Genomic DNA, 21,989 nt, shown 5'->3' with positions numbered 1-21,989 from the left:
GGGCGCGCCGCACCATCAGGGGATGCACGACCTACTTACGGGAGGTCTTCATGGTGCGGTTCGACCCTGGAATGTGTGCGGGCACCTGTCCCGAGTGCGGAGCGCATGTCGGCGCTGAGCCTGGCGAGCCGGTGGCCGATCACCAGCGAGTAGACAAGCTGGACGACCGGAGCGCGTGCCCAGGCTCCGGGGAGAACGCCAACCGAGAGAGCAGACAGAAGAGAACCCCGCCCCTCTCAGGGCGGGGTGACCTGTCTGAGCGGTTCACACCAAAGGAGTGGCATGCCGGACCTGATCCCGTTCGCCGAAGTGACGCACCTCTTCAAGGAGTTCCAACACACGGCATGGAGACTAGAGACTCAGCGCGGCTACGCCTCCGACCGCAAGAGCCCGTCGTGGCAGGAGTGGCAGGCCGGCAAGTCATCCGGCTACAAGGCTGATCACCCCTGGCACGCCAACGTCCGAGCCCAGACCTCAGCGGGCAAGCGCTTCGAACGAGTCCGACTGGTCGATGAGCCGCCCACCGATGGACAGCGCTTCCTGCTCGCATCCGGACTCGGAAACGTCGAGGCCGGGGAGGACATCCGGAACCTGACCCGGGCAGAGGCGCAGCGCCTGGGCCTGCCGGAGTGCGACTTCTGGCTGTTTGACTCCGCGACCGTCGTGAAGTTCGCTATCGATGACGAAGGCACGACTCTCGGCGTATACGTCCTGGACGACGCCGAGACGGTTCTGCGGGCATGCCAGGTCCGCGACGCTGCATGGCACTACGCCGTGGCTACACGGGAATTCCAAGCAGGGGTCCGCTCCGGTGGTTGAGCACGGACTTTCTGACCGCTCGGATCGTCCCCGGAGCGCGGCTCCGCGAGGTGCGCACCAGCCCTGTCGTGTTTCTTGATCGACCCGGTACGGTGCGCGGCAGACCGGCTACCCGGCCGGCGGATGAGAGGGGACCACCATGGCCCGCAGGCTCCGCTTCGTTGGCAGCACCTCCGACAAGACCGGCTGCCCCGCCCTCTTCGAGGACTTGGACACCGGTGACATCCTCGTTCAGGGCGACGAGGTCACCGATCCGGAGGACCGCGAGCAGATGTACGGCCGTAAAGACGGGGAGACCATGGTCGTCATCCCGCGGGAGCTCCTCACCCGCTTCGCCCCGAAGGAGTGACGTGCCGGACCTGATCCCCTTCTCGGACGTGGCCCACTACTTCAGCGACTTCGAGCACACCGCCTGGCGCCTGGAGACCCGCTGCGGCTACGACTCCGACCGGCAGACCGAGGAGTACCAGCAGTTTCTGCGGGGCGAACGCGCAGAGGAAGATCTCTCGGATCCGTACTACGAGGAGCGGCGCCGTCAGGCAGCTGAGGGCAAGCGGTTCGAGCGCGTCCGCGTAGTAGACGCCCCGCCCACGGAAGGGCAGCTGTACCTCCTGCACCGAGCGCAGTTCAACGCGGCTGCTGGGGAGGACATTCGCAACCTGTGGCGCGCGGACGCCGAGCGTCTTGGTCTGCCTGCGGAGGACTTCTGGATCTTCGACTCCCGGGTGATGGTGACGCTGCACTTCGATGCTGAGGACCGCATGCTCGGTGTCGATGTCACGGAGGATCCCAACCGCGTCGTCCGTGCGTGTCAGGTCCGTGACGCCGCATGGCATCACGCCATCCCCAGCTCCCATTTCAAGGCGCGGGTACCTTTCCGTGTGTGAGCACTGACTTCCAACAAGCCAGGATCGCCCTCGGTGCGCGGCTCCGTGAGTTGCGCACCGAGGCCCAGCTCACTGTCCGGGGCATGGGAGAACGATGCGCCTGGGCTCCCTCGAAGATTTCGAAGCTGGAGAACGGCAAGCAGACCGCCACCGCGGCCGACCTCGACACCTGGGCTCAAGGTGTTGGCCGGCCCGAGGCTGCCGCGGAGCTGAAGGGGCGCCTTGCGGGGCTGGAATCCACGTACCGGTCCTGGCGTCGGCAGCTGGTAGGCGGACACCGTGCAGTCCAGGACGCCATCGGCGCGCAGCACGAGAAGACGACCAGCTTCCGTGGATTCACCGGCTCTGTGGTCCCCGGCATCTTCCAGACTGCGGAATACGCCCGCAGCGTCCTCTCCCGGTACGCCGAGCTGCACGGCGCCGTGCGTGACATCGAGGACGGCGTGCGGTCCCGTATGCGGCGCCAGGAAGGGCTGTACGGCAGCGGGAAGAAGTACCAGGTTCTGATCTGGGAGGCGGCGCTTCACGTGCGCATCTGCCCGCCGGCTGTACTGATGGCGCAGCTCGACCGCCTCATGTCCATCAACGGGCTCGACACCGTTTCCTTGGGGATCATCCCTCTCGCCGCACCAGTGAAGATTGCGACTGGTGACGACTTCTGGATCCACGACCACCGGCTCGTTGTCGCCGAGACGTGGCACACAGAGATGTGGCTCGACGCAGCCGACGAGGTCACGCTCTACCTGAAGGTCTGGGATGCGCTCAACGAAGCGGCCGTCTATGGGCAGCGCGCGCACCGGCTCATTGCCCGAGCAAGGGCGTCCTTGGACCTCTCGTGAACAACATCGCGAAACCTGCGCGCCCCCATGAGAAACAACGAGAAACACAGCGGGACATGAGAAACGGGACTCTTTACGGTCCCGTTCATGAGAACGCCGCTCGTCTCCAACCTTTGCCGTAACCGCCCGGCATGGCTTCCCCCGGAGCGGGTCATCGACGCCGTCGCCGCCGGCCGCTGGTGGGACGCCATCGCCATCGACGGGCCCCTCGCCTACGCCACCGCTGCCCGTCTCAAACAGATCACCGACGGTCGCACCGGCCCGATCATCTGCGACCCCCAAGGCCCGCAGCCCCGCCTCTACTTCCTCGTCCCCGTCGGCGCCGCCGACCAATGGGACGAGCCCGGCACCCTGGTCTTCGGCGAGTGCTCCTATGTCGGCGTTAACGGCACTCTCGACGCGGACACCACCGGACTCCACTGGATCGCCCCACCCCGATGCTCACGCCCCGAGCCCCTCGTCAGCCGCCAGAGACTACGCACGGCACTCGCTGCCGCGAGGGCCGCCTCATGAGTGAACACCCTGGGACAACCTGGCTCGCTTCCTGTTCCCCGAGCCCCGGCGCGGTGCGCAGCGCCTGGAAAGCCGGGGAGCTTGCAGCAGTCCCCGCCACCGAGTGGAGGGCCGTTGAGGCCCCGCTCCTGCGGTCCGTCGACGCCATGCAGGTGCTGGGCCGGGCCAAGAGGCTTGGTCCCGTCCTGGCCTGGGCCGAAGCTTCGGTCGTCTGGTGGCTTGTGGCCGACGGTGCGGAGGAACACCTAGTCGACTTGCCCCTGCTGATCTTGCGTCCACCGCTGTGGCCCCTGCGGTGCCCGCCCGCCCACGAGTACCTGTGCGGTCGTATCTGGCTGGAGAAGCCCGACGGCTCCGGCCTCCTGACCGATCCCGTAGACCTGGGTGCCGCGTTCAGCCGCGGCGGCAGCCTCGCCGGAGGGGTTTACAGGTGACGCCCTGGAGGCCACGGCGCCGCTCGTCGAAAGGCTCCGTGGCGCGCTGGGCGACGCCCTTCGGATCGTTGAGGCACTGACTAGCAGTCGGTCAGCCGGCCGCACGGCGGGCCCTCCGCTGCGCGTTGTCGAGGCAGGCCGTGCAGGACAGCGGCTCGGTGGTGGAGCGGTACCGGGTGCCTCGGCTATCCATGCCACCGCTGCGGCAGAGGGGCCACGCTTCCTCGTCTACCAGGTAGCGGGCCATGGTGTGGACCTTGCCGCCGGCCATCGGGGTGCAGCGCTCCTCTTGCTCCTCCAACACAGCGTCGATGCCGTGCGTCTTGGCGATGGCCGCAGCGGCGGCCTCCTTCGTGGGGAAGAAGCCGACGATGCCGTCCCGGCTCTCGGCCTTCGGGGACCAGGCAGCCCAGCCGCCGCGGGAGAGAGCGGCGGGGGTCTCGTCGAAGATGACGCCCAGGTGGTCGTCGCCCCACGTGACGTCGTGCTTGGCGGAGTTGATTTCGTCGGGGGTGATCCGGAGGTTGGTGGTCTGGCGGGCGGTGCGCTTCATCTGGTCCCCCTGCGTCCTGGTGTAGCTACACCGTACGCCTAGGTGTAGCTACACCGCAATGCTTTTGACGGGACCGCCTGTAGCTACACCCGATCGGGTGACGTGGTTGTCGGTCGCAGCTACACCCAGATACCGTTTGCCCATGCCAAACGCCCCCAAGACACCAGCGCGCCAGGTGCGCATCGGCGAGGAATGGCTCGCCTTCGACGACGCAGCCAAGAGTCAACATACGGAGCGTGCGACCCTCGTGCGTTCCTTTATCGCCTGGTACCTGCGCCGCCCGGGAGCCAAGCTCCCCGAACGCCCTCCGGCTGGCCCCTGGTCGACTCCGCGGGCGGACCAATGAGCGCCGACCTGGTGGCGTTCTTCCGCGCCCGTCTCGATGAAGACGAGCGGATCGCACGCGACGCCTTCGCTGCGCCATGGCTTCGCCACGACCACGTGGCCGGCGTCCACGCTGACGATGCAGCGGAGGGCCGGCCTTACGGCACTGCGGTTGCTGACTGCCGTCGCGTGCCCGATGGTTACGGCGTCCCGAACGCGCTGCACATAGCCCGGCATCAGCCCGCGCGCGTCCTCGCCGAGGTCGAGGTCAAGCGACGAATTGCGGCGGACTATGCCGCGGTTCTGGAAGCGCGCGAGGGCATCAAATCGCAGATGAGTCTGGCTCTCAGGGAGGATCCGGATGAATTCGGCCGCCTGCATCAGCGTGAGAGCGAATTCATCCGTCAGCTCCGGATCATGGGGCCCGTCATCTGCTTGCTTGCCCTGCCCTACGCCGATCATCCGGACTATCGCGAGGAATGGCGGCCCTGAGGAGTCGACCGACCCGGGCCTACTTACGATGCCCCTGGTGGCAGGCGCACTGGCACGGGGCGGCGCAGAATTTGCAGCTCGCCGGGACCTTGGTGCCGTTGGCTCCCGTGTTGCCGTTGCAGTATTCGTGATCACCGTGGAGGCAGCCGGTCGACAGATAGACGTGGCGGCCGGCGATCCAGTGCGCGGCGCGGAACAGCGTCACGGCGAGAGCATCGCGGAGGCGGTTCACCATGACCTTCCAGCGGCCGTGGTGAGGGCGCGGATCCGGGCGTACTTCTCGTCCGTGGTGTGGCCGTCCCACCCGCGGCAGATTCGGTTCGTCGGCTGGACGTGCTTGAAGAGGTCAAGGTCCCGCTCGGCGATGTGCCAGCTCAGCTGTCCACCCGGCGCCTCGATGATGACGACTGCCCAGTCCGGGGCGCCGGGGTCGGTGTAACCGATGTGTGAGGGGTGCAGGGCGGCCAGGTGCGCGATGAGGTGGGCGCGCTCGCGGTAGACGGCGTCCCGCTCTGCCTCTACGGCAGCGAGCTGTTCCCGGAGTTGCTCCTCGTACTGGTCCGCCTCATCGTTGTGGACCTGGCGTGTGCGCTTGGCGCCGGCGGCCAAGTCGGCCCACTTCCGGGAGTCGGCCCGCAACTGCTCCACCTCGCGGTCGCGTATGGCGAGGACCGCGTCCGCAATCCGGTAGCTGCGATCGCGGTCCTGCTGTCCGTACGTGTCGTAGAGGGCGGCCGCGTACTGGTCGCGCAGGTCAGCGGTTGCCGGAACCGTGGCCGGGCAGGTGGACGGTGAGGTGTCTGGGCCGGGTGTCGCGGTGCTGGTCATGTGTTCTCCGGTCGGTGGTTGAGGGCGGCGAGGATACGGTCTGCGGTTTGTACGGCGCCGCACTGCTGGCCGCACTGGGCGGCGAGTACGTACAGCTCCCCGACGAGGACGTGGACGCGGGCGACGACATCGTCGGCAGCGCAGTGCGGGGCGTAACAGGCCGGGCCGGTGCCCTCGGGGTCGGTGTCGGGGGTGTAGATGTGGCGCCATCGGCCTTGGTCGTCGATGGGGCAGGTGCGGCACTGGACGCCGCCGGTTGCCGCTGGGCTGTTGTGCTTGTCGCGTCGGTGGCCGCAGAGGCAGAGCGGGGCGTCGTCGCGTCTGGCGCTCAACTCTGCTCCTGTGGGGCGGTGTAGACAGCGTGCTCGATGGCGCGGGCGCGGTCGACGGGGTCGGCGGCGCTCATACTGTTCGCCGGTGTCCGGACACGTGTCCTGGCTGGTCATGCGCTTGTCCAATCCTGGGCGGTGGCATCGAGGAGCCCGGTGCGGTACCCGATGCCGACGGCGTGTCCCCGGTCGCGGGCGCGGAGCTTCGTGTAGAGCCGCAGGATGTGGGACTTGACGGTGTTGGGCGAGATGAAGAGCTCGCGGGCGAGGTCGTCGTTACTGAGTCCGCGGCTGAGTCCGTCGAGGACTTGGATCTCCCGGTCGGTGAGGGGCGTGCCCGCGGCCGGGCGTGAGGGTGTGGGCATGATCAGGCTCCTGGTGAGTCGAAGGCGGCGCGAAGGTGCGTGACGTGCTCGCGGATCCGGGGGAGGTCAACAGCCTCGGCGGACATGGCCTGTTCCATTGCGTCGCACTCGGTCCGTGCGCGTTCCAGCACGCGGGCGGCTTCGTGGTGATGGTCGCGGTTCTTACGGGCGACGTACTCCAGCGTGTTAACCCGGGCGGCGAGTTGATCGCGGTCGCGGACCAGATGCTCGACATGCTGGCGGAGCAACGGGCCTTCGACGGGGTTGAGGACGCCACGGGCGGCGCGGGAGATGAGGATGGAGATCGCCTCGCGAAGCGCGCTGTCGTCCTGCGCCGGCGCGTGGCGGGGGGCGGCTTGCTCGCCGGTCTCGGTTCGCGTTGCGACCGGATGGTCGGGGGTGCCGAAGGCATTGCAGATCGCGCCGCGTATGGCCGCCTTCCTCTCGCGCTGGCCGAGGGTTCCCCCGACTGGATCCGGAGCTGTCCCAACCGTGTCCGTGCTGGTGAGGGCGGTGTCCGGGATTGTCCGGACCGTGTCCGGTGCAGGCAGACGCCCGGCGTCCGGCTGCTCGGTCTGGTCGAGGAACGTGACGGTCGTCGCGCCGACGTGCCCGTGTACGAACTCGACGCTGGCGCGGCCGCGGTCCCAGAACACGATGCTCGGATGCTCCCCGCGCCACCGAACCGACGCAGTCCCGTCGGGCCAGAGCACGCCGTCGGCGACGTTGCCCTCACCGCTGATGCCGGAGACGTCAAGGTGTCGGCGGAGCACGAATCGGAGCGGGGCGAGGTTCTGGTCGGGCCGGACGATGATCCTGCCGGTGAGTTCGTGGGCGGCTTCGTCGAGGAGGCGGTCGGCGGTCTCGTGGTCGGTGGCTCGTGCTGCGAGATCGCGGAGGGCTTCTACGGCGGGCTGGTCCATGTGACTGCCTTTCGGGTATTTCGGCGGGCAAGGGCGCTTGTGCGGGTCCCTCGCGGGCGATCTCCCTCCCGGGTGAGGGAAGCCTGTGTTGTGCGCTGGGGTGCCTGAGGGGGCTTCAGCGGCCTTCGTGGGCTCTTTGCGCTGCGGTGGTGCGCTGCTGTTCCAGCTCGGCAAGAGCCGTGTCCCGTTCCCGGCGTGCGGCGTGCAGCGCGGCCTGGAGGCCACCAACGGACCGGCGCGCGGCATCGAGGCCGGTGATCCCGGCGTGGAGCACGGCAGCTTCCTCAGGAGTGAGTCCAGCCCGCGCTCGGCCGACGAGGATCAGCATCTGCTCCAGGGTCGGGCTGGGCTTGGGCCGGCTGGCCATGGTGGCCTCTGTTTCGGATGCCCGGCCGCGGTGCGCGGCCGGGGGTTCGGGTGGCGATCCGGGCCGGAGTGCGCTGTTGGCCGTCTCGCAGGCGATCTCCGCGGCTGTGTCACGGAGGGCCTATGTGCCCTCCTGTGCGCCCTGAGGGGCGCCCAGGGCCCTCTGTGGGGCCGGTGAGGCGCAAGCGGGTGTGCCAGCGTCCAGTAGGCCGTGCTGCCAGCCCAGCGCCACCGCATGGGCCCGGTCCGTTGCCCCCAACTGGGCGAACAGGCGGTGAGCCGCGGTCCGGACCGTTTCCTCCGCGATGCCGAGCTGCCGTCCGATCTGCGCGTTCGTCAGGCCGGCGGCCATACTGGCCAGCACCTGACGGCGGCGCAGCGTCAGCGTCACCGGCGGCCGGGGCTCCGGCGGGAGTCCCTTCAGGAGGCCGGTGCGGTAGGCGTGGTCGACGATCCCGGCACGGCAGCATTCGCCGGTGGCCCGAAGGATGCGGGACACGTGGGCACGGACACCATCGGCGGAAAGGCCGAGGGCCGCGCCGATCTGACCGTTGGACCGGCCCCGGGCGATACCGCCGACGATCTGGAGCTGACGGCAGGTCAAGGGCGTACCGGGGGCGGGAAGCCTGGTCATGGGCGCCTCCAGAGAGCTGCACAGCGGGCGGCGTGCCGGGTGAGCTGGTCGGTCTCGGTGCCGGGCCGGGCGCGGCGTACGTACGTGACGTGCGGCCGCCCGTCCCCGGCGCCGTCCTTGGCCGACCGCGGGAGGAGCGCCTGGAGCGCGATGGCGAGCTGACCACCGCCGGCCGCGATGGTGGCGACGAGATCCCGGACGGTCACCGGCCGGTCTCCGCTTCGCAGACGGTCTCGGTGACCGTGTCGAGGACGGTGTCGATGACCCAGTCCGCCCATTCGTTGATCCGCTGGCGGCCGGGTTCGTTGAACAGCTCGGCATCCTGGAGACCGAAGAGCATGACGGGCCGGATCCGCTCGTCGAGGCGTGCGCGGAGCTTGTCGACGGCGCGTTGTACGGCGGCCGGTGCCTGGCTGTTGGCCCCGGTGCTGTCGGGCCCGCGCCCGCTCTTGATCTCTCCATCCGGGTGCAGGACGACCACCCGACCGCCGGGTCGGCCACGGCCAGCGCCGGAGCAGGTCGGGCAGAAGCAGTTGGCCCGGTTGATGAGCCACCCCTCACGGCATCCGGCAGCGTTGGCTTCGTCGATGCTGCGGGCGTCAGTGACCAGCTGGCTGGTACAGCCGCCGTACCGCCCGTTGTTCTCGGTGTCATCGGGGCCAGAGGGCGGGAGGTCGAGCTCTGCGAGTTCATCGACGGTGAAAGTGCGGCGGTGCTCGGTCACTGGCGGGGCTCCTTGGGGCGGCCGGTCAGGCGCCGGCGGTCGGGTGGGGTGACGAGGACGCTCGTTGTGAGCCAGATCAGGGCAACGAAGGCCAGCAGAGGCCCCATCAGGCGTTCCAGGCGGTATGGCAGTAGCTGGAGTGCTCGCCGCCGCTGGTGAGCTGCCACAGGTCGCAGCACCACACGAACACCAGCTCGGTCGATGGGGGTGGAGGGGCGGCCGGGTGAGGGAGATCGACAGCGACGTAGGCCGAGACCGGCGGAACGTGCGGGCATCGGGTGCGTGCCGCAGCGGGGTGGGGCCGGTGGCGGGTCGCGAGGGCGACAAGGAGGGCGCTGGCGGCGATGGCGGCTATGAGGCAGTTCGTGTTCTGGCGGGCCATTTGGGGGCTCCGATGGGATGGATTCATTGGGGTAGCGAACGGTTGGACGGGTTATCGGTGAGGTCGTCGAGGCGGATGCGGTCGGTCACGGGGTCTCCTTGTCGGGTGGCTGGTTGTTCCAGGCGGTGATGCGGGCGTCGTGGCTCGCGATGGAGATCCGGCCGCCGCGCTGGCCGGTGCAGCGCTGGCCAGGCGAGGCGCCGCACCAGGGGCAGGGGATGGCGTGCTCGGGGTGCGCGGGAGTGGCGGTCACGAAGCGGCCTCCGCCTCGGCGTTGGGCCCGGCGGGGGCCTGGATCGCGGTTCCGGGCGGGAGGGCGGCGAGGGCTGCGCGGGAGGCGTCCAGGCGACGCTGGAGCTCGGCGTGGGCGTCCTCGTCGCTGACGGGCGGGAGGCCGGAGGAGGCGCGGTGGGCGGCTTCGAGGCGGGCGGGGTGGACGTCGGCGCGGCGACGGCCGGCGGTCGTGCAGCTGCGGCCGGGTTCGGCGTGGCAGCGGGGGCAGGTGATGGCGCGGGGGTTGCCGCTGCCGGGCTGCTCGGGGATGCCGCCGATCGCGGCGAGGATGGCGCGGCCCCGGCCAGGGGTGACGTCGGCGCCCGCGGGCAGGGTGCGGGGCGGGGGTACGGGGCTGGGTTCGAGTTCGCCGCAGGCGACGGCGAGGCGCTCGGCGAGGAGGGCGGCGCGGTAGGTGTCGTCGCCGGTGTCGCCGATCGGCGGCTCGGATTCGGTGTGGCGTTCGAGACGGTCGCGGATGTGGAGTCGCCACTGCTCGGCGATGTCGGCGGGGCGCAGCGGGTAGGGCGAGCGCTGGTAGTGGTGCACGACGGCGTGGGCAGCGAAGGGGAGGGGGGCGTCGTGGAGGATGACGGCCCACATTTCGGCTTGGCCGGCGGCGTCGGCGGGGTTGGGGCGGACGATGCGGTCGTCGACGAGGGCGATGCGGTCGAAGAGGGCGTAGACGTCGTCGAGGGTCACTGGATCATGCCCTTCTGGCGGTGGAGTTCGCGGGCGGCGGCGAGGGCGGCGCGTTGCTGGGTGGTCTTGCTGGGCTGGGTGCCGGGGAAGGGGACGACGGTGGTGTCCGTGGGGGCGTCTGGGCGTTCGCGGGCGAGCCAGGAGACCCAGAGGGGGCCGAAGTCGGCGGCGGTGGTGGCCTTGGCTTGGTGGTGGCGGACGAACTTCGCGGTCGCGGTGGCGACGGCGGCGGGGCCGAGGCGGGTGATGTCGGCAGCGGCGGCGGCTTGGTCGCTCTGGGCGGGCTGCCACTGGGAGGGGATCAGAGAGAGAGCTGGGGGCGGTGGTGCCGCCGGGGGGTGGGGCTCGCGCGTGCCCGCGCCCTCTCTCTCCCTGTTCCCTTCCCTGTTCCCTGTTCCCTGTTCCTTTCCTACGGGGACTCGTCCGGGATGCGTCGTGGAGTCGTCCGGGATGTATCCCGGATCGGTCTCCGACTCGTCTGAGAATTGGACATCGTCGCAGGTGGGGGGCTTGCTGGCGGGCGTGGGCGGGAGGGGGTTGCCTGCGTTGGGGGGCGGGAGCTTGCTCGGCTTGGGCTTGTCGATGCGCTGGTGCTCGCGCCAGCTGCGGACGGCGAGGTAGCGGCGTCCGGAGTGCTCGTAGCGCACGATCAGGGATGCGTCGTGGAGGTGTCGGAGGTCGTCTTCGACGTCGGCGGCGGTGCGGTCGTCGAGGGGCCAGACGGCGGCGCGCACGAGGCGAGGTTCGTCGACGCACCGGCCGTCGTCGTCGACGTGGGTCCACAAGCCGATGAAGGTCAGCCGCGCCGTCATGGGGAGGTCGGCGATGGTGAGGCTGGTGAAGAACTCCGGCTTGACGGTGCGGATGCGTGCCATCTGGTGGTGCTCCTTGCATCGGATGGGAGCGTGAGAAGGCGTGGCAAATCAGGCCCTTCAGGGCGGCCTGCGGGGCCCCTCACCCACATCTGAATTGTACAATGCGACGCACTTGCATATTGGGCGGATGTGTATCCTGAGCGCATGAGTGAGTCCGCCGAGGTGCACATGGGCGTGTCCGAAGCCCGCGCCAACCTGACCGAGGTGATCGCCAAGGTGCGATTGCTCGGCGATCGCGTCGTACTCACGCGCCGCGACAAGCCGCAGGCCGTCTTGGTGTCCGACGCCTTCTACCGGCAGGCCCTCGAAGACCGCGCCCGACTTCAGTCGCTGGAGAAGTAGCCGGCTCACCACAGCGTGCCTTCCGGCCGGCGTCCCGGAGGCGTCCCTGGCGGGCACCGGTGGTCCATCACGTGCCCGTGCGCGCACGACGGTCCGCAGTCGATCCGCCACCGCAGCTCGACCCCGCTCGACGTCGGCCGCAGGCACCAATGCAGGCGGTTCGGCTCCCGCAGGCGTTCCGCCTCGGCCACGGGCATCGGCTCCGCGTCAGCCGTGACCGGCAACGCCGCGCGCCGGCCGACCAGCTGCTGAAGCACGGGGCGTCCGCAGCGGGGGCAGCCCGCACGGACCGCCCCGTCACCGCCTGGGCGCGAGGTCACCGCGCGCCGTCCGTCGAGCCCTGGGCCGGCATCGGCCGGGGCGTCCCGCCACGCTGCCGCAGCTTCACCCCGGCGAGCAGGAGCAGCGCCCGCGTGCCGCCGTAGGAGCGGCCGGTAGCCGCGGCGATCTCCCGGATCTTCGCGCCGTCCCGGTACAGGGGCGCCAGACGCTCGGCCTCGGCCTTGCGGGCGGCGCCGGTCAGGTACGACCTGGTCATCGGTGCCCGCCTTCCAGCGCGGCCCGGCCGATCGCGTCCAGCTCCAGCGCCGTCTGCGTATCAGCACGGTCGGGGGTGTTGAGCAGGGGGTACTCGTCGGGGATCTGCATGCCGGGCCGGCCGTTGAACAGGTTTGGCTTCAGGTGGACGCGGCAGCCTGCTTCCCGGGCCTGAACGACGATGCGGGCTACCCAGTCGAAAGGCGGTGCGAACGCCGGGACGAGTCCGGAGGGCTGGCGAGTTTCGGTCTGGGCGCCGATGACGACCCAGTCGAAGACCGAGAGATCCGTGAATTCCAGTGGCTCCTTCAGCGGCTCCAGCGAGAGCCACTTGACCTTGCCGCCCTCGATCTTCCGGAAGGCGTCCTCGGCGATCCGGACTCGCTTCTGCTCGTCCACCGAGGTTCCGATCCAGGCGCCGGGCGGCATCTCCAGGCCGATGTAGCGGGCCGGGAACTTGGTGAGGGTGATGTACTGCCACTGTGGGTTGGCGCACATGGAGGCGTGCACCTTCTGGATCCACTCGTCGGGGACCCAGCGGCCGTAGAGGTCGGCCATGGAGCAGACGAACACCCGCTGGTACGCCGGGTCGTCACGCCGTGGTCCGGGGATGGTGGTGGTGGCCGGGGCGTCGAGGCGCTCGTGGTGGAACAGAGGGGCGAATCCGGCCGGGTATGCGCTGCTGTACCGCTCGTCGGTGGCGATAGCGCGGGCGTAGCAGTAGTCGCAGCCGTGGAGACATCCGGTTACGGGGTTCCAGGACCAGGCAGCCCAGGAGATGCCGGTGCCCTTCGTCTCGTTGAACGTGGCCTTGGTCTGCGGTTCGGGATACCCGACCTCTTTGCCAGTGTGGGTGCGGAGAGTGAGCATGACGGGGCTTGGCTTGGGGGCAGGCTCGGGCTTCGGCATGGTGGCGAGACGCTGCTTACGCTGCCGGTCGGCGGCGTCCAGGGCGATCTCTCCGGCCCGAACCTTCGCGGCGAGGTCGGGTGCGTCGCGTACGACGGCCTTCGCCTGCTGGACGGCTCGACCGGATGCGCCAACGACTTTCGCGGCTCGGGCCGCCGACTCACGCGCGTGACGCGCTCGCGGCTCCACCCACTCATTTGCTTCCCGCAGATCTGCGGGAGTTTTTTCACGGACCGTAGCCGTCGTGTTCACAGCGTTGCCGATGGGGCGTCCGGCTTTCGCGGCCTTGGCGAACATCGGCTCCAACGTCAGCGCGACCATGGCCTTCTGCCCGGCGTTCATGTCCCGGCGCCGCTCGTTTCGGTCCACGATCAGGTTGAGGATCTTCAACTCGTCGTAGTGGGAACCGAGCATCTCGAACACCGGGTCCACGCCAGCCTGCTCGCAGGCCCGGTACCGGTTGCGGCCGTCGATGAGGACGGTGCGGTCGTGGTTCACGATGATGGGTTCACGTAGGCCGTTCCGCTTGATGCTGTCGGCGAGCTTTGTGAACTCTTCGCCGTCGATCAGCGGGTAGGCGTCCGCGGCGGGGTGGACCTCGAACTCTCCGAGGCGTGCCATCAGCTGGCCTTTCCGTGGATGTCGCAGTGGCATGGGTGGCACACGGCGATCAGGTTTGCGGGGATGTCGAACGCGCCCCAGGGCGGGTAGCGCAGGTGGTGGGGCTCGGTCGGCGGACGGGTACTGCACCTCTCGCACCGGGCGCCGGCCCGTTCGAAGACCGCGCGGCGGACCGCGAGGAACCTCGGGTGGCGCAGGTACTCGGCGTACGTGCGGTACGGCTTGTCGACGCCCGACCGTGGCGGCGCGTAGTGGCGGGTCACGCCACGTCGCCCAGGTCGAAGAGCGTCAGGTCTCCGCCGAGGTCGGGAAGGTCCCCGGACTTCGGTGCGACGGGCTTCGGGATCATCGCGAGACGCTTCTCGTTGCTCGCGGCCATCCACTCCCGTTCGCGCCCGCGGATCTGCTCCAGCTCCGTCTTCTGAAGAAACAACCGCAGCAGGAGCTCGTCGAACTGGTGAGGCTCCTGCCGCCACCACGCGATGCTCACTGACCGGTTACAGCTCTTGGCGCTCTTCTGGGCGGCCTGGTCGGTTTTGGCGCGCCACTTGTCCGAGGTGGCCACGAGGTAGGCCCACTGGGCTTCGTCCCGGTCGAGCGCGGCGAGAGAGAGGTCGCGGTAGTGGGGCATCGCCTGCTGTTGCTCGCGGACTGTGGCGAACCACTTGACGCGCTCGCCGATGGTCAGTCGCTTGAGGCCGGCCGGGTTGCATCCCATCGTGGACAGGCAGCGGGACAGCCAGGTCCGGTCAGCGATCTCGGCGGCGAAGGTTGGCCGCATGGCCCAGTCGATGATCGCGTTGGGGTCGTTGACGACGAAGACGGCCGTGTCGCGATCGACGTCGGTGAGGTCGGCTTCGGCGCCGCCGAGGTTGTGGGCGGTCACGGTTGACCCGTTGCCGGGGTGGGTCCAGGCGCTTGGGGCCGCCGTGCTGTAGCCGAGGGTGGGGAGGTAGCTGTCCAGGTTGCCGAGAAGCCGGTCGTATGTCGCGGCCTGGATCTCGTGCAGGCGGACGTGTACGGGAACCCGGCACCGTGATGCGTGGTAGGCGAGGATGCCGGGCGAGCAAGAGCGGTGCCACAATTCGCCGGGGATGAGGGCGGCGTCTCCGGCGGTGAGGTCGTACCAGGTGCCGCGCTGAGCGCCGAGGTAGGCGATGGCTCCGGCTTCCTGGCCGGTTATGCTCCACAGGTAGTCGTGCTTGATGGGTGTGCGCCAACTGCGGCCGACGTCCATATGTTTTGTCACCGCGGGGTCGCCTTCCTCTGGTCGGATAATTTGCGTGCTGGGCGCCCGGAGCGAGATTCGAACTCGCACTTGGACCGCTTTTAAGGCGGCTGCGTCTGCCAGTTGCGCGACCCGGGCTGTGGTGCGCCCGGGGCGGGGGTTGTGACCGTCGCCCCGCCCCGGGGCAGTGACGGGGCGGTCAGAGGGCCAGGGCCATGACCTGGGTGAGCTGCGCCATGAGGACGGCACGGTGGGCCGGGGCGGTGTCGGGGTGGAAGGCCAGGTGCAGGCGGACCACGGGCTTTCCCTTGGAGCTGTAGGTCACCGCGGCGGCCTCGGGCACCAGGCCGTCCGCGCCGAGGTCGACGGCCCAGCGGGAGATGTCGGCCGCACCGTCGACGAGACCGTGGATCTTCTCCTGTGCCGTGTTGTACTCGCTGTGCTCCGGGAGGAGTTCGAACCAGGTACGGCCTCCGCCAGGCTCGGTGGAGGCGACGATGTCAAGGTCCATGGACTCGCCCACGCCCATGAACCCCGGGTTTTTGGCGAGCTCGGCGTGCTGGCTCGCCGCTTCGGTGCGGAGGTCCTCGATGGTGTACGGGTGGCCGGTCATCAGTCGTTCTCCTCGCAGTTGCTGAGGTGGGCAGCGATGGTCTTGGTGATGAGGGGGACTCCGTCGCCGGAGGCGCTGGCGGTCCAGCCGCACGGGCACCGGTAGTCGGCGGTCGGGATGCGGAGCCAGTAGCCGTGCTCGGGGGTCCACGGACGTGTGTGGATGCCCGCGTCGAGGTGGAGCCCCGCGAGCTCGGCCGGCGGCCACGAGCCAGTCATTTCCGTGCCCTGGAGCGGCTCTTGGCCCTGTGAGTGGTGTGTGCCTGACGGCAGGCGTCGTCGATCGGCTCGCTGTTCCTGAGATGCCGCTGGTAGGCGGACTCGGTGCCGCAGGGAGCGGGCGGGCGGCCGGAGCGGCCTGCGCGTGCGGCTGCCCGCCCCGTGGTGTACAGCTCGTAGCGCTGGCGTCCGTCGAGACCGCCGAAGATCCCGAACCGGGCCCTTGCCGGTGCGCTGCCTTCCGCCTCCATCGCCCTGTCCAGGCACGTGGTGCGTGCGGGGCAGTTCCCGCACCGGCCACGGGCCTCCTTGCGCTCCGCGGGCTGGTCCGAGAACCAGAGGCGGGCGTCGGCATCCGGGCGGGCGCATGAGGGGCGGGTGGACCAGTCCTCGGCGCACACGCGGGAGTTGAGGGAACTGCGGGGTCCGGTCATGATGACCTCCTGGGGCGCTGGGCGGCTTTGCAGGCTTCGCAGTACGGGCGGCCGTCGGTCTCGTACCGGCCGTGCGCGCCCTGGTCGTGCCCGTGACGGCATGTGGCGGGCCGCTCGCCGCGTCCGGTGAGGTAGCGCAGCTGCTCGCGGGTGCGCATGCGGGCGGCTGTGTCGTCGACGTGGCCGGGGGCGACGCAGTGCTTCAAGCCGCATTCGGCCCGTACGTAGCCTTCGGGTTCCCGGCCGTGCTTGATGCGGAAGGCGATGGCCGCAGCGCTGTAGGACTTGGGCCAGTAGCGCAGCACCGGAGTGCCGGAGCGCGCGCGTTCCCCCGTCCATTCCAGATGCCCGCCGTCGACGGGCCTGGTCCGGGCGGCCCACTTCTCTTCCAGAGTGAGCGGCTGGGCGGGGATGTTGGCCATACCAAGGTCGCGGCGGACAGCGGCGACACGGTGCCGGTCGCAGCGCAGCCGCCTGGCGATGGCGGTGTTGGACAGGCCCTCGTGGAGTAGTTCGGTGATCTGGTCGTGGGTGGCGTTCATGAGGCCACCACCGGAATCGTGATCGGCCAGTGCACCGTGTCCAGGGCGCGGCGCTGCTGCTGAGGCAGGGGAAGCGGCGGGTAGCCGAGCCAGTCCAGCCCCATGGCCGCGAACACTGCGGCGTCGGCGGCGTCGTACCTCCCGGCGCCCTCGCACCAGATGCCGAGCCGTTCGACGACGAAGGTGTGGACCATGCCCTTGGCGATGCGGGCCCGCTTCTCCTTGGCCTGGTCCTGGGCCGGGTTGGCGACGCCGGTGGCGTAGATGGTGCGGTTGTGGGGGTTGGCCACGGCGTACGGAATGCCCCGGCGCCAGAGCGCGTGGGTGAGGAGCCACCACAGGCCGGCGCGCTCGTGGTGTCCGGCCTGGAGCTGCTGGCCGTAGGCGGGCCCTTCGATGACGACGAGGTCGGCAAGCTTGACGCGGTCGGTCGTCTCGGCCAGGAGCCAGGCGATCCGTGCGTGACCTGTGAGCTTCTTGGGACGGAGGGCCTCGGCCCAGTCGGCGCCCGCGATGCCCAGTGACGTCAAGGAAGGGTCAAGGCCGATGACGAGCGGGCGGGGCCCCGCCGCGGCCGAAGCCGCAGCGGGGGCGCACGAGTCGAAGAGGGGGGCGGTCACTGGGTATTCCCCTTCGCCCGGCGGGTGCGGGCCCGTGCTGCGCTGTCGGCGCGGGCCGCCTCCAGGCACATCGTGCACGCCTGTTCTTTGCGGTAGCGGTGCTGCTTGTAGCCCTTGAGCGTCCCGTGGGCGATCTGCTTGAGCCGCTCCGGGGCTTTGACGCCCTGGTGATAGTGCTCGCGCTGGGTCTCGGTGTTCGCCTGGTGGCAGGCCGCGCACGGACTCTCGCCGTTGGCCCGGTGGCGCCGGTAACCGGAGGCTGTACCGCAGGCCGCTCGGGCGCCGGGACCACGGACCGCGCGCGGCTGCCCGAGCTTCAGATCACGGATGAGCTGGTCGAGGTCGTCGTCAGTCACCGGGCACCGTCCCGGGCGGCCAGATACGTACGGCCGGCGTCGGTCACGGCCAGGCGCCCGCCCACGCGGACGGCGTAACGCCAGATCTCCAGGCGCGCCGCTTCCTCCTCGTCGTACTCCAGCCCCTCGGCCAGAGCCTGCAACAACGCCTCCATGCCCAGAGGGAGAGGGCGCTCGGTGGCATGGCGAGTGGCGCGAACCTGCGCGGCCTCGTAGGCCGCCGTCCCCGGGGTCGTCTCGGCGCTGCACCGGCAGCCCCGCACGGTGTCCTGGGCCTCATCCGTGGTGAACGCGGCGCAACTGCCCATCGGGCTGCGGCGCCCCCGCTCACACAGCGGGACCGTGCAGCATTCGCAGTCGGGGCACGGGAGGCTGGCGGGGCGCAGGTACTCCGGGCCGAACGGCTCCGGAGCGGGTTCATAGGTCACTTGACCCCCTCAGGCATGGTGGTCCGCTGGCAGACCCAGCAGGTCCCGGAGTTGTCGGGGCTGATGAGATGGAGGGTGGCGCGGTACTCGGCGGGACAGCGCCGCAGCAGGCTGAGCCCGGAGTGCTCGGCGACCACGGACTCGTCCTCGACGACCTCAGCTGCCGAGCCGATGGCCCGGTGCCGGCCGGTGCTGCGCCGTAGCGCGCGGCCCAGGGCGTGGACACCGGCGAAGACGGCGAGCAGCAGGCCCGCCAGCCACGCGAGGGCACCAGAGCACAGCAGCAGGAAGAGGATCACGGGCGTGTTGGGGAGCGTCACCGGCCGACCCCCTCAGTCGCGAACCGGCGGTGACCACAGTCCACGCAGCGCACGGACCCGACGGCGTCGTCCGCCTCGTGCGGAGCGTGCCGGCGGCCACAGGACGGGCAGTCGGCCCACAACACCCGCAGCGTCGACGCCGGGGCGAAGTACGCGTACGGCGGCGCCGGGGCAAGCCGGGCCTGGCGAAGACGAGCCGCAGCGGCGGAGAGCCGGACGTCTGCCGCCCACAGTGCGGCGGCCAGACCGGCAACGGCAACGGCGACGGCCAGGAGGGCAGTCACGACACCACCCCCGGCTCGTGGCCGGGACGGTGAGGGACGGCGAGCGTCCCAGCGGCGTCTACGAGTTCCCGCGACAGCAGGTCGTTCTGCTCCTGCAAGAACACGAGCCGGTCCGCGAGCTGAAGCAGCGCTCGCCTGTCCGATTCCCGGCCCCGGGCACCGGGCGGCGCCGGTCGTGGGCGACGGGCATCCGCCAGGGACGCCTCCGCCTCCTTCAACTGCTCATTCAGGAGCTCGGCGGCCACCTCGGCAGCGTGCAATTCCAGTTCCAGACGCGAGACCTTGAGCTGGAGGGCGTCGCGCTCGGCGCACGCCGCGGCGAACTGGTCACGGAGCTTCGTGTGCGCGCGACGGCTAGGCACCGGGCACCACCTCGAAGGGGATCAGCGGCCACTCCGGACGAACACCGTCGGCCAGGTGCTCCCTGCCGGGTGTACGGGCGAAGTAGGCGGCCAGGGAGTCGGCTTGCTCAGTCGCCCAGCCGATCTGCTCCTCATGGAGGAAGGCAAGCGAGGCGCTGCCGATCGTCGGTTCCTTCTGCGCGATGCGCCACGCAACCCGGCACGCGGCGATCGCGTCGGCGTCGGCCGTGTGCGCGCCATCGAGCCGGACGTCGTACGTACGGCACAGATCTTCAAGCTTCCGCCCACCTCGCCGGAACCTGTCGATCTTCTTGTCCAACACCTGCGGATCGATGACCCGCAGCTGGTCGCCGACGAGTTCGGAAAGGGGGCACACGCCGTGCCGCCGGGCCTCGCGGTCCAACATGGTCAAGTCGAAGCTCGCGTTCATCGCCACAAGGGGAATCCCCGCGAGCACGACCTGCGAGAGGGCCGCGATGACCTGCTCCACAACCTGACCCGCAGGCTGCCCTTCGGCACGGGCCCGCTCGGTGGTGATGCCGTGGATTTTCGCTGCGTCCTCGGGGATTTCGATGCCGGGGTCAGCCATCCACGTTGCGGACCGGGTGGGGTGTCCACCCCCGCACTGGACGACGCAGGCGGTGACGATGCGGTCGTTCTCGACGTCGACGCCCGTTGACTCCGTATCGAAGCCAGCCAGTCGACCCAGGTACCAGCTCATTGGCGGGCCCCCGCTCCGGGCTGCGCAACCGCCGGCCACTCCGGGGCATCCTCGACAAGCTCGGCCTCGTAGGCTCCGTCCTCGTCTGGACTGGCCGCTGTCTCCTCGGCCTTCAGCCGGTCGGAAATGCCCTTGAGGTCGGCGATCAGCCCATCGTTGAGGTGCCCGGCGGCATGCGCGCGGCGGTAGACGTCGCCCACGTCGTCGGAGGTCAGAGAGCCCTGTGCCTCCGCGACGTAGTCCGGGCGCCCCGCCTCGATCGCGAGCGGCGCACCGCCTGAGGGGTCGAGGGCTAGGGCTGTTGACAGAGGCCCGGTAAGCGCCTGCCGAGGCGTGATCCCCCGGATCTCGACGACCACCACAGGGAAGTGCTTCGTCTGCCCGGCGGCCACGCGGCTCCGGGGCTCGATCCGCAGCGAGACCGGCATCATCCCCTTGCCGCCGGTGCCGGACAGGACCATGTCGACCGTTCCGGACCATTCGTTCGCCGCGTAGAAGGAGTGCGTCTCCGCCCGCCACACGCCGACGTCGGGCATGTCGGGAAGGACGACGTTCAGCCGGGACGTGGCCGCGCAGACATCGCCCTTGCGCTGCTGGTGCCACTCTTCGCCGAACTGGGCGAGGCACAGGCAGGGCCGACGACTGATCTGCTCAGTCTGGCCGTCGCAGCGGCGCATGCAACCGCCCTTGTTCCACATCTCGTTGTGCTGCGAGAGCGGGTCACCCTGCGGGAGCAGGGCGTCAATACTGTCGGCTTCGGTGATGACGCGGAACTGCGGAGCTCCTGCTCCCTGGGGCTGCCAGCGTTCGGCCTTGCCACCCCATGCTGCGGCGGCGGCTGCGACGTAGTGCTCGGCATGGGAGGTGACGACCCAGGTCTTCGACTTCACGGGCCGGGGACGCTTTCCAGGGTCAGGGTTCGGGATGCTCCAGCCGGTACGCAGGCGCCCCAGTTCACGGGCCTGCCGCTGGAGAGTGAGGATGCGGCTGCCCATCAGGCTGCCTTTCGGGTCGGGCGCGTGTCAGCTGCCGGGGGCAGGAGCGCGGGGTAGGCGGAGGGCGCGGCGTGGAGCCACTTCGTGGTCTCAAGCGCGCCCCGGAAGGCGCGGTGCGCAGCGCGGTCGGCAGGCATCGGTACGAGGGCGTGCGAGCGCTGGCGGAGATTGAGAACACCCGTGCGCTCGATGCGCGGCACGGCACCGTCGGTGTCGTCCGGGAGCAGGACCGCCTCCGCGTAACGCAGCGCAGCGAGTTGGAGGGCGTTCTCTGGGTAGACCGACGACGCGGGCCGGGTGGCGCTGGTCTTGTAGTCGATCAGCCATAGCTCCCGCCGACGGCTGGGACCGGTCGGCAGCCAGAGCATGCAGTCCCCGGTTCCTGCGTAACCGAGACGGCGGTGTACGAAGGTGATCTCTGCGGCGACGATGTGCCGGTCCAGGTCCACGGACCAGCGCTCCCAGAAGAGCGTGAGCTGTCGCGCGTACGGGTCGACCTGGATGTCCGCTTCGAACGGCGCCCGCAGGGCCATCTTCTCGGCCCTGTCGTGAACCCGGGTGCCAAGATTCGCGGCGCGGTCGCGGGCGTCGCGGTGAACGCTCTTGATTTCCTTGAGGATTCCGTCGCGGTCCTGGGTAGCACGGCGGGCGACTTCCAGACGGTTGTCGACGCAGTGCTCGGCGGTGAGCTTCACCGCCCACGGGACGAGCGCCGGCTTGGCCACAGCGGTGCCGAGGACGTTGGTGACGGACACGAGGTCCGGGCCCCCGGCGGGGTCGCGGTAGTAGCGACCCCGCTCGGTGTCCCAGGCATGCTTGGGACTGGTCACCGGTGTGCCTCCGGAGTTTCGTAGGCGCTGCCCGCGACCCGGTGCCATGCCCGGTACTCGTTGACGGAGTCACTGCGGGGCGTCTCGTCGACGAGGGCTGTTGCGCACGCGAGGGCAAGCGTGGCGTGGACCTGGGCTGTGGCCAGCTCCGCCATCCGATGCGCGATGCGCTCCTCGGTAGACAGATGCGCCTTCCACCCGGTGTCGGCATCCATCCACTGCTCGGCACTAGCAATGAGTAGCTCGGCCTTGCGGTAGTGATCCGGGCCCGTCACTTGGCACCGCCCTTCGGTTCGTTGAGGAGGAAGCGGAGCCGGACCGGATTCGAGTCGTCCCGGACGAGGTAGCCCGCTCGCGTCAGGAGATC

General features: G+C 69.8%; 40 protein-coding genes and 1 tRNA gene. 8 read left to right on the top strand and 33 right to left on the bottom strand.

Going from position 1 to position 21,989, the window contains the following annotated elements; genetic code table 11:
• The first annotated feature begins 282 nt into the window (after positions 1-282).
• From AB0435_RS21455 to AB0435_RS21430, 6 genes are all read left to right on the top strand, one after another.
• Positions 283-819, top strand: a complete 537-nt coding sequence (locus AB0435_RS21455; protein ID WP_366427705.1) for a DUF6879 family protein — start codon at positions 283-285, stop codon at positions 817-819.
• 139 nt (positions 820-958) lie between these two features.
• Positions 959-1,168: a hypothetical protein gene (locus AB0435_RS21450; RefSeq protein ID WP_366427704.1), complete on the top strand. Its 210-nt coding sequence runs from the start codon at positions 959-961 to the stop codon at positions 1,166-1,168.
• A 1-nt stretch (position 1,169) separates the two neighbouring features.
• The gene (locus AB0435_RS21445; protein ID WP_366427703.1) at positions 1,170-1,706 is read left to right on the top strand and encodes a DUF6879 family protein; all 537 of its coding nucleotides are present in this window, start codon (positions 1,170-1,172) and stop codon (positions 1,704-1,706) included.
• Positions 1,703-2,545: a helix-turn-helix transcriptional regulator gene (locus AB0435_RS21440; protein ID WP_366427702.1), complete on the top strand. Its 843-nt coding sequence runs from the start codon at positions 1,703-1,705 to the stop codon at positions 2,543-2,545. Before AB0435_RS21445 ends, AB0435_RS21440 begins: the two co-directional genes overlap by 4 nt.
• An 87-nt stretch (positions 2,546-2,632) precedes the next feature.
• Complete coding sequence (locus AB0435_RS21435) at positions 2,633-3,058, top strand: hypothetical protein (protein WP_366427701.1); 426 nt, start codon at positions 2,633-2,635, stop codon at positions 3,056-3,058.
• The gene (locus AB0435_RS21430) at positions 3,055-3,492 is read left to right on the top strand and encodes a hypothetical protein (protein WP_366427700.1); all 438 of its coding nucleotides are present in this window, start codon (positions 3,055-3,057) and stop codon (positions 3,490-3,492) included. Before AB0435_RS21435 ends, AB0435_RS21430 begins: the two co-directional genes overlap by 4 nt.
• 91 nt (positions 3,493-3,583) lie before the next feature.
• Here the strand turns inward: AB0435_RS21430 and AB0435_RS21425 are convergent, their stop codons facing one another.
• A complete protein-coding gene (locus AB0435_RS21425; protein ID WP_366427699.1) occupies positions 3,584-4,045 on the bottom strand; it encodes a hypothetical protein in 462 nt (153 codons plus the stop codon).
• Positions 4,046-4,387: 342 nt separating this feature from the next.
• On the opposite strand from AB0435_RS21425, the gene AB0435_RS21420 reads away from it, so the two are divergent.
• Positions 4,388-4,861: a DUF6221 family protein gene (locus AB0435_RS21420; RefSeq protein WP_366427698.1), complete on the top strand. Its 474-nt coding sequence runs from the start codon at positions 4,388-4,390 to the stop codon at positions 4,859-4,861.
• Positions 4,862-4,880: 19 nt separating this feature from the next.
• Here the strand turns inward: AB0435_RS21420 and AB0435_RS21415 are convergent, their stop codons facing one another.
• From AB0435_RS21415 to AB0435_RS21355, 13 genes are all read right to left on the bottom strand, one after another.
• Complete coding sequence (locus AB0435_RS21415; protein ID WP_366427697.1) at positions 4,881-5,096, bottom strand: hypothetical protein; 216 nt, start codon at positions 5,094-5,096, stop codon at positions 4,881-4,883.
• Complete coding sequence (locus AB0435_RS21410; RefSeq protein WP_366427696.1) at positions 5,090-5,689, bottom strand: hypothetical protein; 600 nt, start codon at positions 5,687-5,689, stop codon at positions 5,090-5,092. Before AB0435_RS21410 ends, AB0435_RS21415 begins: the two co-directional genes overlap by 7 nt.
• Positions 5,686-6,021, bottom strand: coding sequence for a hypothetical protein (locus AB0435_RS21405; RefSeq protein ID WP_366427695.1), 336 nt, complete (start codon positions 6,019-6,021; stop codon positions 5,686-5,688). Before AB0435_RS21405 ends, AB0435_RS21410 begins: the two co-directional genes overlap by 4 nt.
• 110 nt (positions 6,022-6,131) lie before the next feature.
• Positions 6,132-6,383 (bottom strand): helix-turn-helix transcriptional regulator, encoded by a 252-nt coding sequence (locus tag AB0435_RS21400; RefSeq protein WP_366427694.1) that lies wholly within the window; start codon positions 6,381-6,383, stop codon positions 6,132-6,134.
• Positions 6,384-6,385: 2 nt separating this feature from the next.
• Positions 6,386-7,306 carry a hypothetical protein gene (locus AB0435_RS21395; RefSeq protein WP_366427693.1) on the bottom strand — a complete coding sequence of 307 codons (921 nt, stop codon included), beginning with the start codon at positions 7,304-7,306 and terminating at the stop codon, positions 6,386-6,388.
• Positions 7,307-7,421: 115 nt separating this feature from the next.
• Complete coding sequence (locus tag AB0435_RS21390) at positions 7,422-7,673, bottom strand: hypothetical protein (protein WP_366427692.1); 252 nt, start codon at positions 7,671-7,673, stop codon at positions 7,422-7,424.
• A 120-nt stretch (positions 7,674-7,793) separates the two neighbouring features.
• Positions 7,794-8,306 carry a helix-turn-helix transcriptional regulator gene (locus tag AB0435_RS21385; protein ID WP_366427691.1) on the bottom strand — a complete coding sequence of 171 codons (513 nt, stop codon included), beginning with the start codon at positions 8,304-8,306 and terminating at the stop codon, positions 7,794-7,796.
• Complete coding sequence (locus AB0435_RS21380; protein ID WP_366427690.1) at positions 8,303-8,512, bottom strand: hypothetical protein; 210 nt, start codon at positions 8,510-8,512, stop codon at positions 8,303-8,305. Before AB0435_RS21380 ends, AB0435_RS21385 begins: the two co-directional genes overlap by 4 nt.
• A complete protein-coding gene (locus tag AB0435_RS21375; protein ID WP_366427689.1) occupies positions 8,509-9,030 on the bottom strand; it encodes a hypothetical protein in 522 nt (173 codons plus the stop codon). Before AB0435_RS21375 ends, AB0435_RS21380 begins: the two co-directional genes overlap by 4 nt.
• A 106-nt stretch (positions 9,031-9,136) precedes the next feature.
• Positions 9,137-9,412 carry a hypothetical protein gene (locus AB0435_RS21370; RefSeq protein ID WP_366427688.1) on the bottom strand — a complete coding sequence of 92 codons (276 nt, stop codon included), beginning with the start codon at positions 9,410-9,412 and terminating at the stop codon, positions 9,137-9,139.
• Between the two features lie 85 nt (positions 9,413-9,497).
• Entirely contained in the window at positions 9,498-9,665 is a 168-nt protein-coding gene (locus AB0435_RS21365) for a hypothetical protein (RefSeq protein WP_366427687.1), read from the bottom strand.
• Complete coding sequence (locus AB0435_RS21360) at positions 9,662-10,387, bottom strand: hypothetical protein (protein ID WP_366427686.1); 726 nt, start codon at positions 10,385-10,387, stop codon at positions 9,662-9,664. Before AB0435_RS21360 ends, AB0435_RS21365 begins: the two co-directional genes overlap by 4 nt.
• On the bottom strand, positions 10,384-11,262 hold the full coding sequence (locus AB0435_RS21355) for a hypothetical protein (protein ID WP_366427685.1): 879 nt from the start codon (positions 11,260-11,262) through the stop codon (positions 10,384-10,386). Before AB0435_RS21355 ends, AB0435_RS21360 begins: the two co-directional genes overlap by 4 nt.
• A gap of 144 nt (positions 11,263-11,406) precedes the next feature.
• On the opposite strand from AB0435_RS21355, the gene AB0435_RS21350 reads away from it, so the two are divergent.
• Positions 11,407-11,604: a type II toxin-antitoxin system Phd/YefM family antitoxin gene (locus AB0435_RS21350; protein ID WP_366427684.1), complete on the top strand. Its 198-nt coding sequence runs from the start codon at positions 11,407-11,409 to the stop codon at positions 11,602-11,604.
• Positions 11,605-11,920: 316 nt separating this feature from the next.
• Here AB0435_RS21350 and AB0435_RS21345 read toward each other — a convergent pair whose 3' ends face one another.
• The 19 genes from AB0435_RS21345 to AB0435_RS21255 all read right to left on the bottom strand — a co-directional run bounded on the left by AB0435_RS21345 (position 11,921) and on the right by AB0435_RS21255 (position 21,897).
• The gene (locus tag AB0435_RS21345) at positions 11,921-12,142 is read right to left on the bottom strand and encodes a helix-turn-helix domain-containing protein (RefSeq protein WP_366427683.1); all 222 of its coding nucleotides are present in this window, start codon (positions 12,140-12,142) and stop codon (positions 11,921-11,923) included.
• Positions 12,139-13,671, bottom strand: coding sequence for a DUF5131 family protein (locus AB0435_RS21340; protein ID WP_366427682.1), 1,533 nt, complete (start codon positions 13,669-13,671; stop codon positions 12,139-12,141). Before AB0435_RS21340 ends, AB0435_RS21345 begins: the two co-directional genes overlap by 4 nt.
• Positions 13,671-13,934 carry a hypothetical protein gene (locus tag AB0435_RS21335; protein ID WP_366427681.1) on the bottom strand — a complete coding sequence of 88 codons (264 nt, stop codon included), beginning with the start codon at positions 13,932-13,934 and terminating at the stop codon, positions 13,671-13,673. The genes AB0435_RS21340 and AB0435_RS21335 overlap by 1 nt, the downstream gene beginning before the upstream one ends.
• Positions 13,931-14,920, bottom strand: a complete 990-nt coding sequence (locus tag AB0435_RS21330; RefSeq protein ID WP_366427680.1) for a hypothetical protein — start codon at positions 14,918-14,920, stop codon at positions 13,931-13,933. The genes AB0435_RS21335 and AB0435_RS21330 overlap by 4 nt, the downstream gene beginning before the upstream one ends.
• A 42-nt stretch (positions 14,921-14,962) precedes the next feature.
• A tRNA-Leu gene (locus AB0435_RS21325) sits at positions 14,963-15,037 on the bottom strand.
• Positions 15,038-15,098: 61 nt separating this feature from the next.
• Entirely contained in the window at positions 15,099-15,512 is a 414-nt protein-coding gene (locus AB0435_RS21320) for a hypothetical protein (RefSeq protein ID WP_366427679.1), read from the bottom strand.
• On the bottom strand, positions 15,512-15,730 hold the full coding sequence (locus AB0435_RS21315; RefSeq protein WP_366427678.1) for a hypothetical protein: 219 nt from the start codon (positions 15,728-15,730) through the stop codon (positions 15,512-15,514). Before AB0435_RS21315 ends, AB0435_RS21320 begins: the two co-directional genes overlap by 1 nt.
• Positions 15,727-16,164 carry a WhiB family transcriptional regulator gene (locus tag AB0435_RS21310; protein ID WP_366427677.1) on the bottom strand — a complete coding sequence of 146 codons (438 nt, stop codon included), beginning with the start codon at positions 16,162-16,164 and terminating at the stop codon, positions 15,727-15,729. Before AB0435_RS21310 ends, AB0435_RS21315 begins: the two co-directional genes overlap by 4 nt.
• The gene (locus AB0435_RS21305) at positions 16,161-16,706 is read right to left on the bottom strand and encodes a hypothetical protein (RefSeq protein ID WP_366427676.1); all 546 of its coding nucleotides are present in this window, start codon (positions 16,704-16,706) and stop codon (positions 16,161-16,163) included. The genes AB0435_RS21310 and AB0435_RS21305 overlap by 4 nt, the downstream gene beginning before the upstream one ends.
• Positions 16,703-17,326: a hypothetical protein gene (locus AB0435_RS21300; protein WP_366427675.1), complete on the bottom strand. Its 624-nt coding sequence runs from the start codon at positions 17,324-17,326 to the stop codon at positions 16,703-16,705. The genes AB0435_RS21305 and AB0435_RS21300 overlap by 4 nt, the downstream gene beginning before the upstream one ends.
• Entirely contained in the window at positions 17,323-17,682 is a 360-nt protein-coding gene (locus AB0435_RS21295; RefSeq protein ID WP_366427674.1) for a hypothetical protein, read from the bottom strand. Before AB0435_RS21295 ends, AB0435_RS21300 begins: the two co-directional genes overlap by 4 nt.
• A complete protein-coding gene (locus AB0435_RS21290) occupies positions 17,679-18,110 on the bottom strand; it encodes a hypothetical protein (protein ID WP_366427673.1) in 432 nt (143 codons plus the stop codon). The genes AB0435_RS21295 and AB0435_RS21290 overlap by 4 nt, the downstream gene beginning before the upstream one ends.
• Positions 18,107-18,430 carry a hypothetical protein gene (locus AB0435_RS21285; protein WP_366427672.1) on the bottom strand — a complete coding sequence of 108 codons (324 nt, stop codon included), beginning with the start codon at positions 18,428-18,430 and terminating at the stop codon, positions 18,107-18,109. The genes AB0435_RS21290 and AB0435_RS21285 overlap by 4 nt, the downstream gene beginning before the upstream one ends.
• Complete coding sequence (locus tag AB0435_RS21280; RefSeq protein WP_366427671.1) at positions 18,427-18,714, bottom strand: hypothetical protein; 288 nt, start codon at positions 18,712-18,714, stop codon at positions 18,427-18,429. Before AB0435_RS21280 ends, AB0435_RS21285 begins: the two co-directional genes overlap by 4 nt.
• Positions 18,711-19,076 carry a hypothetical protein gene (locus AB0435_RS21275; RefSeq protein WP_366427670.1) on the bottom strand — a complete coding sequence of 122 codons (366 nt, stop codon included), beginning with the start codon at positions 19,074-19,076 and terminating at the stop codon, positions 18,711-18,713. Before AB0435_RS21275 ends, AB0435_RS21280 begins: the two co-directional genes overlap by 4 nt.
• Positions 19,069-19,797 (bottom strand): exonuclease domain-containing protein, encoded by a 729-nt coding sequence (locus tag AB0435_RS21270; protein WP_366427669.1) that lies wholly within the window; start codon positions 19,795-19,797, stop codon positions 19,069-19,071. Before AB0435_RS21270 ends, AB0435_RS21275 begins: the two co-directional genes overlap by 8 nt.
• Positions 19,794-20,792, bottom strand: a complete 999-nt coding sequence (locus AB0435_RS21265) for a hypothetical protein (protein ID WP_366427668.1) — start codon at positions 20,790-20,792, stop codon at positions 19,794-19,796. Before AB0435_RS21265 ends, AB0435_RS21270 begins: the two co-directional genes overlap by 4 nt.
• Positions 20,792-21,622 carry a hypothetical protein gene (locus AB0435_RS21260; RefSeq protein WP_366427667.1) on the bottom strand — a complete coding sequence of 277 codons (831 nt, stop codon included), beginning with the start codon at positions 21,620-21,622 and terminating at the stop codon, positions 20,792-20,794. The genes AB0435_RS21265 and AB0435_RS21260 overlap by 1 nt, the downstream gene beginning before the upstream one ends.
• Complete coding sequence (locus AB0435_RS21255) at positions 21,619-21,897, bottom strand: hypothetical protein (protein ID WP_366427666.1); 279 nt, start codon at positions 21,895-21,897, stop codon at positions 21,619-21,621. The genes AB0435_RS21260 and AB0435_RS21255 overlap by 4 nt, the downstream gene beginning before the upstream one ends.
• Positions 21,898-21,989: the final 92 nt, after the last annotated feature.

Source organism: Streptomyces sp. NPDC051173 (assembly GCF_040689515.1).
GTDB lineage: Bacteria > Actinomycetota > Actinomycetes > Streptomycetales > Streptomycetaceae > Streptomyces.
The sequence above is the reverse complement of the archived record's forward strand: the minus strand, read 5'-3'. Positions and strand labels throughout refer to the sequence as shown.

Excerpts from the sequence above, each read along its gene's own strand:
- AB0435_RS21455 (WP_366427705.1), top strand. The coding sequence starts at position 283 with ATGCCGGACCTGATCCCGTTCGCCGAAGTGACGCACCTCTTCAAGGAG.
- AB0435_RS21450 (WP_366427704.1), top strand. The coding sequence starts at position 959 with ATGGCCCGCAGGCTCCGCTTCGTTGGCAGCACCTCCGACAAGACCGGC.
- AB0435_RS21435 (WP_366427701.1), top strand. The coding sequence starts at position 2,633 with ATGAGAACGCCGCTCGTCTCCAACCTTTGCCGTAACCGCCCGGCATGG.
- AB0435_RS21430 (WP_366427700.1), top strand. The coding sequence starts at position 3,055 with ATGAGTGAACACCCTGGGACAACCTGGCTCGCTTCCTGTTCCCCGAGC.
- AB0435_RS21425 (WP_366427699.1), bottom strand. The coding sequence starts at position 4,045 with ATGAAGCGCACCGCCCGCCAGACCACCAACCTCCGGATCACCCCCGAC.
- AB0435_RS21420 (WP_366427698.1), top strand. The coding sequence starts at position 4,388 with ATGAGCGCCGACCTGGTGGCGTTCTTCCGCGCCCGTCTCGATGAAGAC.
- AB0435_RS21415 (WP_366427697.1), bottom strand. The coding sequence starts at position 5,096 with ATGGTGAACCGCCTCCGCGATGCTCTCGCCGTGACGCTGTTCCGCGCC.
- AB0435_RS21410 (WP_366427696.1), bottom strand. The coding sequence starts at position 5,689 with ATGACCAGCACCGCGACACCCGGCCCAGACACCTCACCGTCCACCTGC.
- AB0435_RS21400 (WP_366427694.1), bottom strand. The coding sequence starts at position 6,383 with ATGCCCACACCCTCACGCCCGGCCGCGGGCACGCCCCTCACCGACCGG.
- AB0435_RS21395 (WP_366427693.1), bottom strand. The coding sequence starts at position 7,306 with ATGGACCAGCCCGCCGTAGAAGCCCTCCGCGATCTCGCAGCACGAGCC.
- AB0435_RS21390 (WP_366427692.1), bottom strand. The coding sequence starts at position 7,673 with ATGGCCAGCCGGCCCAAGCCCAGCCCGACCCTGGAGCAGATGCTGATC.
- AB0435_RS21385 (WP_366427691.1), bottom strand. The coding sequence starts at position 8,306 with ATGACCAGGCTTCCCGCCCCCGGTACGCCCTTGACCTGCCGTCAGCTC.
- AB0435_RS21370 (WP_366427688.1), bottom strand. The coding sequence starts at position 9,412 with ATGGCCCGCCAGAACACGAACTGCCTCATAGCCGCCATCGCCGCCAGC.
- AB0435_RS21355 (WP_366427685.1), bottom strand. The coding sequence starts at position 11,262 with ATGGCACGCATCCGCACCGTCAAGCCGGAGTTCTTCACCAGCCTCACC.
- AB0435_RS21350 (WP_366427684.1), top strand. The coding sequence starts at position 11,407 with ATGAGTGAGTCCGCCGAGGTGCACATGGGCGTGTCCGAAGCCCGCGCC.
- AB0435_RS21345 (WP_366427683.1), bottom strand. The coding sequence starts at position 12,142 with ATGACCAGGTCGTACCTGACCGGCGCCGCCCGCAAGGCCGAGGCCGAG.
- AB0435_RS21340 (WP_366427682.1), bottom strand. The coding sequence starts at position 13,671 with ATGGCACGCCTCGGAGAGTTCGAGGTCCACCCCGCCGCGGACGCCTAC.
- AB0435_RS21320 (WP_366427679.1), bottom strand. The coding sequence starts at position 15,512 with ATGACCGGCCACCCGTACACCATCGAGGACCTCCGCACCGAAGCGGCG.
- AB0435_RS21315 (WP_366427678.1), bottom strand. The coding sequence starts at position 15,730 with ATGACTGGCTCGTGGCCGCCGGCCGAGCTCGCGGGGCTCCACCTCGAC.
- AB0435_RS21310 (WP_366427677.1), bottom strand. The coding sequence starts at position 16,164 with ATGACCGGACCCCGCAGTTCCCTCAACTCCCGCGTGTGCGCCGAGGAC.
- AB0435_RS21305 (WP_366427676.1), bottom strand. The coding sequence starts at position 16,706 with ATGAACGCCACCCACGACCAGATCACCGAACTACTCCACGAGGGCCTG.
- AB0435_RS21270 (WP_366427669.1), bottom strand. The coding sequence starts at position 19,797 with ATGAGCTGGTACCTGGGTCGACTGGCTGGCTTCGATACGGAGTCAACG.
- AB0435_RS21265 (WP_366427668.1), bottom strand. The coding sequence starts at position 20,792 with ATGGGCAGCCGCATCCTCACTCTCCAGCGGCAGGCCCGTGAACTGGGG.